Raw genomic sequence first — 15,218 nt, forward strand, 5'->3', positions numbered from 1 at the left:
ACAAATCTGCGCCGCGCCCCATGTTCAGGATCGGACGCAGGGCGTGGAGCTATGAATGGCTCCCCCTCAATTCCCGCCGACGGCGAAGTTGGGTAGGCTCTGCACCGGTGTGGCGAATTCATAGGGGATCGAGATCAGTTCATTGCCCGAGTTGCGCTGCACGACGAAGTGCAGGTGCGGACCGGTGCTGTTGCCGGTGTTGCCCGACCGCGCCAGCGCTGTTCCGACACTCACCCGCTGACCTTCCCTGACACTCACCGAGCCGCGCATCAGGTGCAGGTAGACGCCCATGGTGCCGTCGTCGTGCAAGATGCGCACAAAGTTGCCTGACGCATTCGAGCCCCGCCCTGACTGGCTGTTTTCGATCTTCACCACCGTGCCGCCGCGCGCGGCAATGATCGGCGTTCCCTCCGGCATGGCGATGTCCATTGCATAGCGCCCCTTGACGCCGTAATGGCTGTACCTGCCATTCGGGCCCTGAGTCAGGCGGAACGGGCCGCCAATCCACGGCAGCGGGTATTTGTAGGCCTGCACCGAGCCTTTGGGGTCTCCCAGAGTTGAAGTCAGCATCGAGGCGTAGTTCATCGGCTTGCTGCCCACCTTGGGGCTCAAGACCACCACGCGCTGGTTGCTGCGCGCAGCGATCGTGCGGCGCAGCGTTGCCGACGAGCCAGAGACCCCCAGCACGTTGGTCACACTGGAAAGCTTGAGTTCGACCTCGACCGGGGCATACAGATCATTGCGCACGTACAGACTGTGTACGCCCTTTTCACGTCTGACACTCAAGTGCACCTGGCCGTCGATACGCTCGACCATGCGGTCCCGAAACACCATGACCGATGCGCCGGGCGTCGGCCGGTCCGAGAAGGACACCACGCCATTGGCATCGGTGAATTTATAAATCGTGACCGCCCCGGCCGACTGCACAGTCAACGTCAGGGCAAACAGGATAAGCAGGCGTTCAAGCATCGGGATGGTCGGGTTCAAGGGCACTGGGTGCCAAGCCTAGCAGCCTTGCAGGCAGAAGAGGACGCAAGGGTATCAATCGGACATGAATGAAGCGTCAAGGAAGGCACGCCAGAGCGCCGGTACGCGGTGTTGTGTAACACCGCGCAAAGCTGACGCAGCGTGGGCACGCCGTTCAGCTCAGAGGTGGATGTCAGGCACCCGGGATAAAGTGCTTCTGCGCCGTACCGCGTGCAATCAGACGCGACAGATAGTCGAGCTTCTGCGCATCCTGGTCGACGAAACGGAAAGACACCTGCAGCCATTCGCTGTCGGGCTTCTGCTCGAACGCGGCAACCGAGTGCAGGTAGCCATTCAGGCGCGCGACTTCGTTGCTCTCGCCCTGCTCAAGGTCCAGCACCGCGCTGTCGAGTACCTGCGGCAGGTTTTCGCTGACGCGAATCACCAGCGTGGCGTCTTTCAGGGTGAGGGCCTTGATCACGCACGACTGAATGCCGTTGGGCAGACGCAACTGGCCCTGTCCGCGACCGGTCGGCTCTGCCGATCTGGCGGGTGCAGGTGCTGGCTTGGGAGCTGCGGCAGCAGCAGGCGCGCTACGAACCACTTCGGCCTTGCCACCGGTCAATGCACTCAGCGAGTCATTGAGCGGCGAGTTCATGCGTGCCGGGGCTGTGGACATGACAGCGTCAAGCTTGCCGACTTTTGCCAGCGCTTTCTTGACCTTGGTCAGCAACTGTTCATTGGTGAACGGCTTGCCGACAAAATCGGTCACTCCAGCCTGAATGGCCTGCACGACGTTTTCCTTGTCACCACGGCTGGTCACCATGATGAACGGAACGGTTCTCAGGTAATTGTCTTGCTGGCGGCACCATGTCAACAGCTCAAGGCCGGACATTTCTGGCATTTCCCAGTCGCACAGGATCAGATCGAACGCCTCTTTGCCCAGCAACGTCTGAGCCTTGCGACCATTGACCGCGTCCTCGGTATGAATCCCGGGAAAATAATTGCGCAGCCCTTTCTTGACCAAGTCGCGAATGAAAGTCGCGTCATCCACCACCAATACACTGACCTTACTCATCGACGCTCCTGCGGGCGTGTTCACCTGGAGGCGAACTGCGGTATGCCAACACGCCCTTTGTTTCGGCAAGCATAGCGTTGACTGATAGCCAACTGCCATATTGATTGACTGCGCCGCGGCATTTAATCCGCTGGCGACGGGAAATACTGATCTGCACAACGAAAAACGCCCAGCGCGTGCTGGGCGTTTTTCTCGCAGGCAATCTTACTTATCGTCAGCGTCGCCCGGAACATTAGCGGTTTCGCTCGATATACCCTGCACTTCTTCCTTCATGCGCTTGAGACCCATGTGCCGCACGTCGGTCCCGCGCACCAGGTAGATCACCAGTTCGGAAATGTTGCGTGCATGGTCGCCAATTCGCTCCAGAGAGCGCAGCACCCAGATGATGTCCAGTACCCGGGAGATCGAGCGTGGATCTTCCATCATGTAGGTCGCCAGCTCGCGCAGAGCCGTCTTGTACTCGCGGTCGATGGTCTTGTCGTACTGCGCCACCGACAGGGCCAGCTCGGCGTCGAAGCGGGCGAACGAGTCCAGCGCATCGCGCACCATGTTGCGCACCTGATCGCCGATGTGACGCACCTCGACGTAACCACGCGGCGCCTCGCCCTCTTCGCAAAGCTTGATGGCACGGCGTGCGATCTTGGTGGCTTCATCACCAATGCGCTCCAGGTCGATCACCGACTTGGAAATGCTGATGATCAGGCGCAGGTCGGACGCCGCAGGCTGGCGACGAGCCAGAATGCGCAGGCACTCTTCGTCGATGCTGCGTTCCATCTGATTGATCCGGTCGTCGACCTCGCGAACACGCTGGGCAAGACCGGAGTCGGCCTCGATCAACGCCGTGACCGAATCGTTCACCTGCTTCTCGACCAGGCCACCCATTTCGAGCAAATGGCTGCGAACATCTTCGAGTTCAGCGTTGAACTGTTGGGAAATGTGATGCGTATGGCTGTCTTTGTGGATCATGCTGGGTGTCCTTGGAACGTCCGGTTAATTGCGAAAACGCAGCGGTGGTTCAGGGCTGACGAAGCACGTACTACCCGTAACGACCGGTGATGTAGTCTTCTGTCTGTTTTTTTGCCGGGTTGGTGAACAAGGTATCCGTATCACCGAACTCGACAAGCTTGCCCATGTACATAAACGCGGTGTAATCCGACACCCGAGCCGCCTGCTGCATGTTGTGGGTAACGATCACAATGGTGTATTTCGATTTCAGTTCGTAGATCAGTTCTTCGACCTTGAGAGTCGAAATCGGATCAAGTGCCGAACAGGGTTCGTCGAGCAGCAGGACTTCCGGCTCCACGGCGATCGTTCGGGCAATGACCAGACGCTGCTGCTGCCCCCCGGACAAACCCAATGCCGACTCATGCAGTCGATCCTTGACTTCATCCCAGAGCGCAGCGGCTTTCAGCGCCCACTCGACAGCTTCATCGAGCACGCGCTTCTTGTTGATCCCCTGAATGCGCAGCCCGTAGACCACGTTTTCATAAATCGTCTTGGGGAACGGATTGGGCTTCTGAAACACCATGCCGACGCGTCGACGCAACTCGGCGACTTCCTCGCCCTTGGTGTAGATGTTGTGCCCGTACAGGTTGATCGCGCCCTCGACCCGGCAACCATCGACCAGGTCGTTCATGCGGTTGAAGCAGCGCAACAACGTCGACTTGCCGCACCCGGACGGGCCGATGAACGAGGTCACCTTCTGCTTCGGGATATTCAGGGCAATGTCGAACAGCGCCTGCTTGTCGCCATAGAACAGATTCAGGCCTGGCACTTCGATGGCCACGCTCTCGTCGGCCAGATCCAGGCGTTGCTTGTGCCGCCTCAGGGCCGACATGTTCATGCCACTCGTCGGGCTTTCATGCTGCATGGATTGCTCCTGTGCGAACGGTTCGCGTCATCGAACGGCCGCGTTTGCCAAAGGGCGAATTCGGAATCAATTGTCGAGCGCCTTGTACTTTTCCCGCAAATGGTTACGGATGCTCACCGCCGACAGATTGAGCAAGGCGATGACCAGTACCAGCAGCAGTGCGGTGGCATAGACCAGCGGGCGGGCTGCCTCGACGTTGGGGCTCTGGAAGCCGACATCGTAAATGTGGAAACCCAGGTGCATGATCTTCTGATCGAGGTGCAGATAAGGATAGTTGCCGTCCAGCGGCAGTGACGGCGCCAGCTTGACGACGCCCACCAGCATCAAGGGCGCAACTTCCCCGGCGGCACGCGCCACCGCGAGAATCAGCCCGGTCATCATTGCCGGGCTAGCCATCGGCAACACAATCTTCCACAGCGTCTCGGCCTTGGTTGCACCCAGTGCCAGCGAACCTTCACGCAAGGTCAGCGGAATGCGCGCCAGCCCTTCTTCGGTTGCCACAATCACCACCGGCACGGCGAGCAGTGCCAGGGTCAGCGAGGCCCATAACAGGCCAGGCGTGCCGAACGTCGGAGCCGGCAGCGCTTCAGGAAAGAACAGCCGATCCACCGAACCGCCAAGTACATAGACGAAAAAGCCCAGGCCGAACACGCCGTAGACAATCGCAGGCACACCGGCGAGGTTGTTCACCGCGATGCGAATCAACCGGGTCACCGGCCCCTGACGCGCGTACTCACGCAGATAGACCGCCGCCAGCACACCGAACGGCGTGACGATCACGGCCATGATCAGGGTCATCATCACCGTGCCGAAGATCGCCGGGAAGATACCGCCTTCGGTGTTGGCTTCGCGTGGATCGGCGCTGAGAAATTCCCACAGTTTCTCGAAGTAGAAGCTCAGCTTGGTCACCGTGCCCATCGCATTGGGCTGATAGGCACGCACCACCTTGCCCAGGCTGAGTTCGATCTCTTTGCCGCTGCCATCACGCGCGGTCAGGCTGTCGCGATCAAAGGCCTGGTGCAGCCCGTCAAGACGCGCCTCGATCACCTTGTAACGCGCATCCAGCTCGGCACGCTCGGCGGCCATGTCCGCTTGCGCGGCGGCATCCAGCCGGCCATCGAGCTCCAGCTTGCGGGCCTGCAGACGCAGGCGCTCGATGCTGTGATTGATGGCACCAATGTCTTTCTTTTCCAGGGTATAGAGTTCGTCAGCCAGCTTTTCGACGCGTTTGATGCGCTCTTGCAGGACCGGCCAGGCCGCCTCGCCTTCGGCCACGATGCGTCCGCCCTCCTTGACGTTGACCAGATAGCCGTAGAAATTGCCCCACTCGCGCCGCTCCAGCGTCATCAGGTCTGCAGGCCGGCTCTGCCCGGTCAGCCATTCGCCTACCACCCAGTTGAAGTCACTGGGGTTGATATCCCGATTGCCGACCTTGAACAGCTCACGGGTCATGAACTCCGGCCCCTGATCAGGCACCGGCAGGCCCGCGCTTTTCAGGCGCGCACGAGGCACCTGCTCCTGCTCGACCCGTTCACCGACCAGAACACTCGATTCCTGATTGGGTACCGCGTACTGCGCGCTCACCAGATCGGCGGGCCAGAAATGCCCAAGGCCGCGCACGGCGATCACCGCCAACAGGCCGATGGTCATGATCACAGCGATGGATACGGCACCCGCACTCATCCAGACGCCGGGGGCGCCACTTTTGAACCAGTTCCTGAGGGAGTTCCGCTTCACCAATGCTTACCTTCCTTACAGCGACGAGTATTGCTTGCGCAGACGCTGACGAATCAGCTCTGCGAGGGTGTTCATCACGAAGGTGAACATCAACAGCACCAACGCCGCCAGAAACAGCACCCGATAATGGCTGCCGCCCACTTCCGACTCCGGCATCTCCACCGCGACATTCGCCGCCAGCGTACGCATGCCTTCAAACAGGTTCATGTCCATGATCGGCGTATTGCCGGTCGCCATCAGCACAATCATGGTTTCCCCCACGGCCCGGCCCATGCCGATCATCAAGGCGGAAAAGATGCCGGGGCTGGCGGTCAGGATCACCACCCGCGTCAGGGTCTGCCATGGCGTTGCGCCCAGTGCCAGCGAACCCAGCGTCAGGCTGCGCGGCACGCTGAACACCGCATCTTCGGCAATCGAATAAATGTTGGGGATCACTGCGAACCCCATGGCGATACCGACCACCAGCGCATTGCGCTGATCGTAGGTGATACCCAGGTGGTCGCGAATCCAGGTGCTCATGTCCCCGGCGAAGAACCAGCTCTCCAGGTGCGGGCTCATGCTCAACGAGAACCAGCCCACCAACAGCACGACAGGAATCAGGATCGCGCTTTCCCAGCCATCGGGAATACGCAGGCGAAGCGAATCAGGCACGCGGGTCCAGAAAAAGCCCGCCAGCAAAATGCCGATCGGCGTGAGCAGCAGCACACTGAAAATGCCGGGCAGATGCCCTTCCAGATACGGGGCCAGAAACAATCCGGCAAAAAAGCCGAGAATCACCGTCGGCATCGCTTCCATCAATTCGATCACCGGCTTGACCTTGCGGCGCATGCCCGGGGCCATGAAGTAGGCGGTATAGATCGCCGCAGCCACGGCCAGCGGCGCGGCCAGCAACATGGCGTAGAACGCCGCTTTCAGCGTGCCGTAGGTCAACGGTGCCAGGCTCAGCTTGGGCTCGAAGTCGGAGTTGGAGGCCGTGGACTGCCAGATGTACTTGGGCTCATCGTAATTCTCGTACCAGACCTTGCCCCACAGCGAACTCCAGGAGACTTCCGGGTGTGGGTTGTCCAGCGTCAGCGGCAGCAGCTTGCCAGCGCTCTCGATCAGAATCCGGTTGGCGCGCGGCGACAACGCCAGAATGCCGGGCCCCTCGGCAACCTGGTCGATCAACAGGGTGCGGTGCGCAGTGCTGTGGAATACGCCCAGCTTGCCGGAAGTATCCAGAGCGATGAAGCCCTTGCGGCGCTGCTCGGCCTTGATCTGCGCGATAGGTGCGCTGCCCAGGCCGAAATCGCGGATGCGCATCAGGCGCTGCTCACCGTCGGTGCCACGGGCCATGAACCACTGGGACAGGCTGCCCTTGGAGTTGCCGATGATCAGCGAAATGCCGCCGACCAGTTGAGCGCTCGCCGTGATCTCGGCGTTGCCGTCTTCCAGCAATTTATAGCGGCCATTGAGGCTGCGATCGCGCAGGCTGAACACATCCGCCTGCGCGCGCCCGTTGATGACATACAACCATTGCTGGCGCGGGTCGATGTAGATCGCCTTGACTACAGCAGACATCTGCGGCAATTCGATGCGCGTCTGCTCGCGGGTCATCTCGCCGGTCATCATGTTTTCTTTCTGTTCGAGCGAGACGACATGCAACTGAGTGCCGGTCGCCCCTGCCAGCTTCAGGCTGTCGCCATCGGAGCTGACGGTGACATGCTCGACCGCACGCCCGGCCTCATCCAGTACCAGGGGCGCTTCGCCGTAGGGCCAGGCCACGCTCGGGGTGATGGTTTTCTGATCGTTCGGGTAGGTCGTCAGGTACGAGTGCCTGAACACCAGCACCTGACCGTTGGACAAGCCCAGGGCTATCAATGGCGCGCCGGGCTGGTCCTTGCCGATGGACGCGACGGACACGCCCGCGGGAAGCGGCAAGGCAATGCGCTGCAGCTCTGCGCCGTCCTCGAGGTTGAAAAAGACCACTTCGCCCTTGTCGGAAATGCGCATGCCGATCTGGTTCTGCTCTTCGATGGTGATCATCAGCGGCGCACCAGCGTCCTGCAGCCAGGCGGCATTCAGCGCAGGCTCGGCGGTCAGGCTGGCGCCTTTGAAAAGCGGCGCAACGACATAGGCAAGGTAGAAGAAGATCAGCGTGATGGCCGCCAGCACGGCAAGGCCACCAATGGCGACGTACCAATGAGTGAGACGATCCTTCAACGCACGGACACGACGCTTTCGCACCATCGCGGGCGTATTGAAATCAATACGCGCCGGAGGCGAATTCTGGTCCATCGTCGATTTGAACAGCTCATTCATGCGCACACACCGTAGACGCCTTGTATGACAGAAACATTACAGAAAGGTGACGCAAGAAAGCCCGCTGCCTGCGCAACCGGCGGCGGACTGTTCAATTTTGTGTGCAGGCCAGTCCATCGAGCCTCGCCCCAACGCGTACGCGATTACTTTAACGCCACGCCGCTCGCGCCCTGCAGGCCAAGATCGGCCAGCGTCTTTTCCACGACACGCGCAGGCAGCGGGATGTAACCGTCCTTCATCACCACTTCCTGGCCCTGTCTCGACAGCACCAGTTTCACGAACTCGGCTTCCAGCGGCGCCAAGGGCTGATTCGGCGCCTTGTTCACATACACATAAAGAAAGCGCGACAGTGGATAACTGCCGTTCAGGGTATTGGCTTCGCTGTCTTCGACAAACTCGCCCCCTTCCTTCTTCGCCAGCGCAACAGCCCTGACGTTGGATGTCTTGTAACCGATCCCCGAGTAACCGATGCCGTTACGCGAATTGCTGATCGCGCTGACTACCGAAGCAGAGCCGGGCTGCTCGTTGACGTTGGCCTTGAAGTCGCCTTTGCACAGGGCTTCTTCCTTGAAGTAACCGTAAGTGCCCGACACCGAGTTACGACCGAACAACTGGATCGGTTTGCCTGCCAGATCGCCGGTCACACCGACATCACCCCAGGTTTTCGCATCTGCCCTGGCACCGCACAGGCGGGTCGCGGAAAAGATCGCGTCCACTTGCTGCAGGGTCAGGCCCTTGATCGGGTTGTCCTTGTGCACGAAAACCGCCAGGGCGTCCACCGCGACCGGAATCGCGGTCGGCTTGTAGCCATGCTTCTGCTCGAACGCCGACAACTCGCCGTCTTTCATCTTGCGGCTCATCGGGCCCAGATTGGCCGTGCCCTCGGTCAGCGCGGGTGGCGCCGTGGAGGAGCCGGCCGCCTGGATCTGGATGTTCACGCTCGGGTATTCTTTCTTGTAGGCCTCGGCCCACAATGTCATCAGATTTGCCAGGGTATCGGAGCCGACACTGGAGAGATTGCCCGACACACCGGAGGTCTTGGTATAGGCCTTGATGGCAGGGTCGACCGCAGCCAGCGTATTGGCTGCCGTCACTCCGGCAGCAACCAGGGTCAGTGCAGTCATCAAACGCTTGAGTGTCATCCTTGCGCTCCTGGCAGGGTGTGTCGGTGTCGACGAGCCTTTTTTGGCCAGTCTTGTGACTACTCTATGAATTGATTATGACAATAAGATGAAAAGGCTATCGACCTGTGCAGGTAGATAGCCTTTGGCTGTAGCGGTGCCAGAGCGATTCAACAGTGGGCGATGATCAACGCTTTCGGCTCAGCAAGAACGCACCGATGGCCATGCCCAGGCCGCAGAGGATCGCGACGTACCACGCCGGCCCCATCGGACTGCTCTTGAGCATGAAGGTCACGACCATCGGCGTCAGACCACCGAAGATCGCGTACGCCAGGTTGTAGGAGAACGACAGCCCCGAGAAGCGCACCACAGGCGGGAACGCCTTGACCATGACGTAGGGAACTGCGCCGATCGTACCGACGAACAGGCCAGTCACCGCATACAGCGGGAACAGCACTTCCGGATGGCTGCCGAGGATGTGATAGAACGTCCAGGAACTGATCAGCAGACCTGCGCTGCCCAGCAGAAACACCCAGCCTGCGCCGAAGCGATCCGTCAGAGCACCTGCCGCGATGCAGCCCACGCTCAGGAAGACAATGGCCAGGCTGTTGGCTTTCAGCGCCGTAGCAGCCGGAAAGCCATAAATGGTCTGCAGGATGGTCGGCGTCATCAGGATCACCACTATGATCCCGGCAGACAACAACCAGGTCATCAGCATCGACAGCGCAACGGCGCCACGATGATCGCGCAGCACCGCCTTGAGCGGCACTTCCTCGGCCAGTGCCTTGCGCAGTTGCAGCTCGGCGAAGACCGGCGTTTCATGCAGCAGGCGGCGCAGATAGACCGACATCAGGCCGAACACGCCACCCAGCAGGAAAGGGATACGCCATGCGTAATCCGATACCTCGACCGGGGTGTAGATGCTGTTGATCGCCGTGGCGACCAGCGAGCCCAGCAGGATGCCCGCTGTCAGGCCGGCGGTCAGGGTGCCGCAGGCATAGCCGACACGACGTGCAGGCACATGCTCGGACACGAACACCCAGGCGCCCGGCACTTCACCGCCAATGGCGGCCCCTTGAATGACGCGCATCAACAGCAGCAGAATCGGCGCCCACATGCCGATCTGTGCGTAGGTCGGCAGCAGACCCATGATCAGGGTCGGCACCGCCATCATGAAAATGCTCAGCGTGAACATTTTCTTGCGCCCCAGCAGATCGCCGAAGTGCGCCATGATAATGCCGCCCAGAGGCCTCGCCAGATAACCGGCGGCGAAAATGCCGAACGTCTGCATCATGCGCAGCCAGTCGGGCATGTCCACCGGGAAAAACAGTTTGCCGACCACCGCCGCGAAAAACACGAAAATGATGAAGTCGTAGAACTCCAGCGCACCACCCAGAGCCGACAGCGACAGGGTTTTGTAATCGCTGCGAGTCAGAGGCCGCGCAGGCTGCGTGGAACTTGGAGGAACAGATGACATGACAAGGCTTCTCTTTACGTGTTCTTTGAAAAGGGGCGAGCGACAGCAACGCTGGCTGCTGCGGGGTGCCGTGCAGAAGCGATTGTCGGGAGCAACGGTGCAGATAGGCACCAAAATTGCGTGTACAGGCAGTCTTGTCACCTGTAGAGGTCCAGCAAGATAGCAAATTGCTACAAAAAACACATGGCAGAACTGCCACTGACACAAAATGAAGACCCACGGTCGTTCTATGACGCAACGCCCGATATACTCGCAAGTCGTCAACAGCCTTGGGAAGCTGTGCGAAAACGTCTGAATCAGCGGGTTTCGCAGAGTTTCCCTTTGGGCCACACCGGCGCTGAACACATAATGTTCATGCTCATGGTTTTGAATGGCACCTGTTAACCGCGACATACAATAATGAGAGTCATGGGTCAGAGGCACCCTAGGCATGATCGAGCTCGAACAAGAAGACCCAACCCCGCAAGGCGACCTTGCACTGCAAATCACCGCCCTTCCCCGCGAAACCAATGGCTTTGGCGACATCTTTGGCGGCTGGCTGGTGTCTCAGATGGACCTGGCAGGCACAGCGATGGCCAGTAAAGTGGCGGGTGGCCGTGTGGCGACCGTCGCCATCGATCGCATGGCGTTTCTGGTCCCGGTCGCAGTCGGCGAACAGCTTTCCTTCTATACCCGCACCCTCGAAGTCGGACGCACCTCGATCAAGATGATGGTCGAAGTGTGGAGCGACGACCCGCTCACCAGCGAATGGCGCAAGGTCACCGAGGCTGCGTTCGTGTTCGTGGCCATAGATGCCAGCGGCCGGACGCGCTCGGTTCCTGCGCGACGGTAAATTGTCGTTCGGTCATGGATTGGCTGCACGGGTAAACTCACCGAGCGTGAAGCGGTCTATTTTCGTCACGGTCATTGAGTGAGAACTTTGCATGCCAACATCCCCGGTTGAACCCACCGTTGAATCCATCCTTTACGATGAGCTGAACTGCTGGCGTATTTGCCACGGCGAAGCAGAGCTGCTGGTTGCGCAACAAGGCGCACACATCCTCAGCTATCAAGTGGCCGGGCAGCCGCCGCTGGTGTGGCTGAACGAAGAGGCGGTTTTCAAACGCGGCAAACCCATTCGTGCCGGCATGCCGATCTGCTGGCCGTGGTTCGGTAACCTGGAGCGCAACCCGCAAAGCGTGCAGGCCATGCGCGACAGCAGCGAGCCTGCCAAGGCGCATGGCGAAGTGCGGGCGCTGGACTGGCAGTTGCTGGGTATTGGCGCAGATGGCGACGCACTGCTGGTGGAGTTCGTGCTTCCCGAAGCCGAAGGCCACTTGCCTGGCTGGCCGCACAACGTCGCCCTGAAACTAAGCATTCGTCTGGACCACGCACTGAATGTCAGTCTGGTCAGCTACAACTGCGGCACTGAGCCAGTAGTGATCAGCCAGGCGCTGCACACCTATTTCGCCGTCAGCGACGTACGTCAGGTCAGCGTCGAAGGGCTCGACGGCCTGCGCTACATCGAAACCCTGGCAAACTGGGAAGAACGCGAGCAGAGCGGCGACCTGACCTTCACAGGCGAAACCGACCGCATCTACAAGGACACGCCGGGCGTGCTCAGCATCGTTGACCCCGAGTGGCAGCGACGCATCCACATCCGCAGCACGGGCTCGAACTCAGCCATCCTGTGGAACCCGTGGATCGAAAAGACCGGCAAGTTCACCGACATGGCAGCAGACGGCTGGCAGCGCATGGTCTGCGTCGAAACCGCCAACGTGCTGGACGACGTGGTCACGCTGGCACCGGACCAGATGCATGTGCTGGGTGTGAGTATCTGGAGCGAGGCGCTCTGATCGATCAGTAATTGATCAAGCCCATCAGAGGTCCGACTCAACCACCACACGGACCTTTGATGCATCCATCGCATACGCCGCATCGGCAAGGTCGTTACTGACCTTCTCGATTTTCAGGGTGCCTTCTACCCACAGTGGTGTGTAGATATCATCCAGTTTCAGACCCTTGGGGTAACGCACCAGCACCAGCTGGTTGGGCGGCGGTGGCGGAACGTGGATGCAGGCGCCTGGGTAAGGCACGATGAAGAACAGCGTACTGCGGCCCTTGGCATCGGTTTCGAGAGGCACAGGGTAGCCGCCGAGACGAATCGTCTTGCCATTCATTGCCGGGACGGTTTTGGTCGAATACATGACTGCTGGCAGACCCTTGCTCTGCTTTAGCCCACCCTTGCTGTCGAACGTGCCCATGGCTTCCGGAGAATTGTGGTCAATCTCGGGCATGGCTTCGAGGGCTTTTTGATCGGACTTGGGCATCAGCTCAAGCCAGTCGGTTTCCGGCAACTGGGCGAGTGCGGGACCGGAGAGCGCGGATAACAGCAGAAGAGTCATCAACAGGAAGCGACGCATGATAAAGCTCGGCAAAGGGGTGGAAAGTTGCCGAGCATTCTAGCCCTCTGCGCACTGTAAAACAGAGGGCTGACGCATAAGCGTTATTTCTTTCTGATCATGCCGTAGATAACCAGCAGGATGATTGCACCTACCAGCGCGCCGAGGAAACCTGCACCCTCGCCTGCCTGATAGATACCCAGCGCCTGACCACCGTAAGTGGCTGCAAGCGAACCGGCGATACCCAGCACGATGGTCATGATCCAGCCCATGCTGTCGTCGCCCGGCTTCAGAAAGCGAGCCAACAGACCAACGATCAGGCCGATAAAGATGGTTCCAATGATACCCATGCCATTTCCCTCTGTATTAAGTGAATATGCCCGGGCTAATAGCAGCCCCGACCTACTGCTATCTGAGAACAGCGACAGGGAATGGTTCCGGCGCGATGGCGAGTTTGAGTCGAGGTGGAGAATTCTTCATGAATGACGGGGCTGAACCGACCTGAGCTGAGGCCAGGCGTCTCGAACGGCGCTGCAACGCAGAAGCATAGGTACGACAGTTCAAAACGCTCGTTCCGCACGCTCTGCGTGGGAATGCAGTTCTCGACGCTCCGCGTCGCAAAAGGACGCGGAGTGTCCTGAAACTGCATGCCAACGCGGAGCATCGGCACGCTAGCCTTGGGCCGGATCAGCCCTTGATCAGCGACTCTACCAACTTCACCTGACGATCCAGCGTTGCGCGGTCTACGCTGCGGACCGTGGCGTGTCCTACCTTGCGGCCAGCCTTGAAGGCCTTGCCGTAGTGATGCAGGTGGCAGTCTTCGACCGCGATGACCTTGTCCACTGCGGGCACTTCACCGATGAAGTTGAGCATGGCGCTTTCACCGACCTTGGCCGTAGAGCCCAGCGGCAGACCGGCAACCGCACGCAGGTGGTTTTCGAACTGGCTGCACTCGGCGCCTTCGGTGGTCCAGTGACCGGAGTTGTGCACGCGCGGCGCGATCTCGTTGGCTTTCAGGCCACCGTCGACTTCAAAGAATTCGAATGCCAGCACACCCACGTAATCCAGCTGCTTCAGAACGCGGCCGGCGTAGTCCTCGGCCAGTGACTGCAAAGGATGATCGGTGCTGGCGATGGACAGACGCAGGATGCCGCTGTCATGCGTGTTGTGCACCAGCGGGTAGAACCGGGTCTCGCCATCACGCGCACGCACGGCAATCAACGACACTTCACCGCTGAACGGCACGAAACCCTCCAGCAGGCAGGGCACGCTGCCCAGCTCGGCGAATGTGTCGACCACATCGGCCGCCGAACGCAGGACCTTCTGGCCCTTGCCGTCATAACCCAGGGTGCGGGTCTTGAGCACGGCAGGCAGACCGATGCTGGCTACCGCGGCATCCAGGTCGGCCTGCGACTGGATATCGGCGAATGCCGGCGTCGGGATGTCCAGGTCCTTGAACATGCTCTTTTCGAACCAGCGATCACGCGCAATGCGCAACGCCTCGGCGCTCGGATAGACCGGTACGAACTGTGACAGAAACGCCACGGTCTCGGCGGGAACGCTTTCAAACTCGAAAGTCACCAGATCGACTTCATCCGCCAACTGACGAAGATGATCCAGATCGCCGTAATCGGCACGCAGATGCTCGCCAAGTGCCGCAGCACAGGCGTCCGGCGCGGGATCGAGAAAGGCGAAGTTCATGCCCAGCGGCGTACCTGCCAATGCCAACATGCGGCCCAGCTGGCCGCCACCGATTACACCGATCTTCATGGAAAAACCTCAGGCGTGGCGTGGGTCTGGATTATCCAGGACGCTGTCTGTCTGTTCAGTGCGAAATTTCTTCAGCGCTGCGTGGAATTGCGGGTGCTTTGCGCCAAGGATGCTGGCTGAAAGCAGCGCTGCGTTGATTGCACCCGCCTTGCCGATGGCCAGGGTCGCGACCGGGATACCGGCCGGCATCTGCACGATCGACAACAGCGAATCGACCCCCGAAAGCATCGAAGACTGCACCGGAACGCCCAGCACAGGCAGGTGGGTCTTGGCAGCGCACATGCCCGGCAAGTGAGCGGCACCGCCGGCACCGGCGATGATCACTTCAATGCCACGGCCTTCCGCTTCGTCGGCGTACTGAAACAGCAGATCCGGTGTGCGGTGAGCTGACACCACCTTGACTTCAAAAGGGATGCCGAGCTTTTCCAGCATATCGGCGGTGTGGCTAAGGGTGGACCAATCGGACTTGGAGCCCATGATCACGCCAACCAGTGCGCTCATCGTCGTGCCTCTCATC

Annotated in this window: 14 protein-coding genes; 2 read left to right on the forward strand and 12 right to left on the reverse strand. The window is 60.0% G+C overall.

Annotated elements, in window-relative coordinates; all coding sequences use genetic code 11:
* Positions 1-66: 66 nt before the first annotated feature.
* The 8 genes from AC54XV_RS26610 to AC54XV_RS26645 all read right to left on the reverse strand — a co-directional run bounded on the left by AC54XV_RS26610 (position 67) and on the right by AC54XV_RS26645 (position 10,550).
* Positions 67-969, reverse strand: coding sequence for a peptidoglycan DD-metalloendopeptidase family protein (locus tag AC54XV_RS26610; RefSeq protein WP_058399170.1), 903 nt, complete (start codon positions 967-969; stop codon positions 67-69).
* Between the two features lie 190 nt (positions 970-1,159).
* Entirely contained in the window at positions 1,160-2,044 is an 885-nt protein-coding gene (locus AC54XV_RS26615; protein ID WP_003401252.1) for a response regulator, read from the reverse strand.
* A 204-nt stretch (positions 2,045-2,248) separates the two neighbouring features.
* On the reverse strand, positions 2,249-3,010 hold the full coding sequence (phoU, locus tag AC54XV_RS26620) for a phosphate signaling complex protein PhoU (RefSeq protein WP_003401254.1): 762 nt from the start codon (positions 3,008-3,010) through the stop codon (positions 2,249-2,251).
* 70 nt (positions 3,011-3,080) lie between these two features.
* Positions 3,081-3,914, reverse strand: coding sequence for a phosphate ABC transporter ATP-binding protein PstB (pstB, locus tag AC54XV_RS26625; protein ID WP_003401255.1), 834 nt, complete (start codon positions 3,912-3,914; stop codon positions 3,081-3,083).
* A 66-nt stretch (positions 3,915-3,980) separates the two neighbouring features.
* A complete protein-coding gene (gene pstA / locus AC54XV_RS26630; RefSeq protein WP_172452223.1) occupies positions 3,981-5,597 on the reverse strand; it encodes a phosphate ABC transporter permease PstA in 1,617 nt (538 codons plus the stop codon).
* Positions 5,598-5,666: 69 nt separating this feature from the next.
* A complete protein-coding gene (locus AC54XV_RS26635) occupies positions 5,667-7,952 on the reverse strand; it encodes an ABC transporter permease subunit (RefSeq protein WP_024661017.1) in 2,286 nt (761 codons plus the stop codon).
* A 143-nt stretch (positions 7,953-8,095) separates the two neighbouring features.
* A complete protein-coding gene (locus AC54XV_RS26640; protein WP_024639001.1) occupies positions 8,096-9,094 on the reverse strand; it encodes a phosphate ABC transporter substrate-binding protein PstS in 999 nt (332 codons plus the stop codon).
* 166 nt (positions 9,095-9,260) lie between these two features.
* Entirely contained in the window at positions 9,261-10,550 is a 1,290-nt protein-coding gene (locus AC54XV_RS26645) for an MFS transporter (protein WP_496717513.1), read from the reverse strand.
* 430 nt (positions 10,551-10,980) lie between these two features.
* On the opposite strand from AC54XV_RS26645, the gene AC54XV_RS26650 reads away from it, so the two are divergent.
* Positions 10,981-11,382 carry an acyl-CoA thioesterase gene (locus AC54XV_RS26650; RefSeq protein ID WP_003316086.1) on the forward strand — a complete coding sequence of 134 codons (402 nt, stop codon included), beginning with the start codon at positions 10,981-10,983 and terminating at the stop codon, positions 11,380-11,382.
* A gap of 91 nt (positions 11,383-11,473) precedes the next feature.
* Entirely contained in the window at positions 11,474-12,385 is a 912-nt protein-coding gene (locus tag AC54XV_RS26655; protein ID WP_003401266.1) for a D-hexose-6-phosphate mutarotase, read from the forward strand.
* 24 nt (positions 12,386-12,409) lie between these two features.
* On the opposite strand, the gene AC54XV_RS26660 is transcribed toward AC54XV_RS26655, so the two are convergent.
* From AC54XV_RS26660 to purE, 4 genes are all read right to left on the reverse strand, one after another.
* Positions 12,410-12,952 (reverse strand): DUF3299 domain-containing protein, encoded by a 543-nt coding sequence (locus tag AC54XV_RS26660; RefSeq protein WP_003401267.1) that lies wholly within the window; start codon positions 12,950-12,952, stop codon positions 12,410-12,412.
* Between the two features lie 83 nt (positions 12,953-13,035).
* Positions 13,036-13,281 carry a GlsB/YeaQ/YmgE family stress response membrane protein gene (locus AC54XV_RS26665; RefSeq protein ID WP_003401269.1) on the reverse strand — a complete coding sequence of 82 codons (246 nt, stop codon included), beginning with the start codon at positions 13,279-13,281 and terminating at the stop codon, positions 13,036-13,038.
* Between the two features lie 337 nt (positions 13,282-13,618).
* Positions 13,619-14,701, reverse strand: coding sequence for a 5-(carboxyamino)imidazole ribonucleotide synthase (locus tag AC54XV_RS26670; protein WP_003401272.1), 1,083 nt, complete (start codon positions 14,699-14,701; stop codon positions 13,619-13,621).
* Positions 14,702-14,710: 9 nt separating this feature from the next.
* Positions 14,711-15,202, reverse strand: coding sequence for a 5-(carboxyamino)imidazole ribonucleotide mutase (gene purE / locus AC54XV_RS26675; protein WP_003340324.1), 492 nt, complete (start codon positions 15,200-15,202; stop codon positions 14,711-14,713).
* Positions 15,203-15,218 lie beyond the last annotated feature (16 nt).

The sequence above is a fragment of the Pseudomonas fragariae (ex Marin et al. 2024) genome (assembly GCF_059621105.1).

Excerpts from the sequence above, each read along its gene's own strand:
- AC54XV_RS26645 (WP_496717513.1), bottom strand. The coding sequence starts at position 10,550 with ATGTCATCTGTTCCTCCAAGTTCCACGCAGCCTGCGCGGCCTCTGACT.
- pstA (WP_172452223.1), bottom strand. The coding sequence starts at position 5,597 with ATGAGTGCGGGTGCCGTATCCATCGCTGTGATCATGACCATCGGCCTG.
- AC54XV_RS26615 (WP_003401252.1), bottom strand. The coding sequence starts at position 2,044 with ATGAGTAAGGTCAGTGTATTGGTGGTGGATGACGCGACTTTCATTCGC.
- pstB (WP_003401255.1), bottom strand. The coding sequence starts at position 3,914 with ATGCAGCATGAAAGCCCGACGAGTGGCATGAACATGTCGGCCCTGAGG.
- AC54XV_RS26640 (WP_024639001.1), bottom strand. The coding sequence starts at position 9,094 with ATGACACTCAAGCGTTTGATGACTGCACTGACCCTGGTTGCTGCCGGA.
- purE (WP_003340324.1), bottom strand. The coding sequence starts at position 15,202 with ATGAGCGCACTGGTTGGCGTGATCATGGGCTCCAAGTCCGATTGGTCC.
- AC54XV_RS26670 (WP_003401272.1), bottom strand. The coding sequence starts at position 14,701 with ATGAAGATCGGTGTAATCGGTGGCGGCCAGCTGGGCCGCATGTTGGCA.
- AC54XV_RS26655 (WP_003401266.1), top strand. The coding sequence starts at position 11,474 with ATGCCAACATCCCCGGTTGAACCCACCGTTGAATCCATCCTTTACGAT.
- AC54XV_RS26665 (WP_003401269.1), bottom strand. The coding sequence starts at position 13,281 with ATGGGTATCATTGGAACCATCTTTATCGGCCTGATCGTTGGTCTGTTG.
- AC54XV_RS26635 (WP_024661017.1), bottom strand. The coding sequence starts at position 7,952 with ATGAATGAGCTGTTCAAATCGACGATGGACCAGAATTCGCCTCCGGCG.
- AC54XV_RS26650 (WP_003316086.1), top strand. The coding sequence starts at position 10,981 with ATGATCGAGCTCGAACAAGAAGACCCAACCCCGCAAGGCGACCTTGCA.
- AC54XV_RS26660 (WP_003401267.1), bottom strand. The coding sequence starts at position 12,952 with ATGCGTCGCTTCCTGTTGATGACTCTTCTGCTGTTATCCGCGCTCTCC.
- phoU (WP_003401254.1), bottom strand. The coding sequence starts at position 3,010 with ATGATCCACAAAGACAGCCATACGCATCACATTTCCCAACAGTTCAAC.
- AC54XV_RS26610 (WP_058399170.1), bottom strand. The coding sequence starts at position 969 with ATGCTTGAACGCCTGCTTATCCTGTTTGCCCTGACGTTGACTGTGCAG.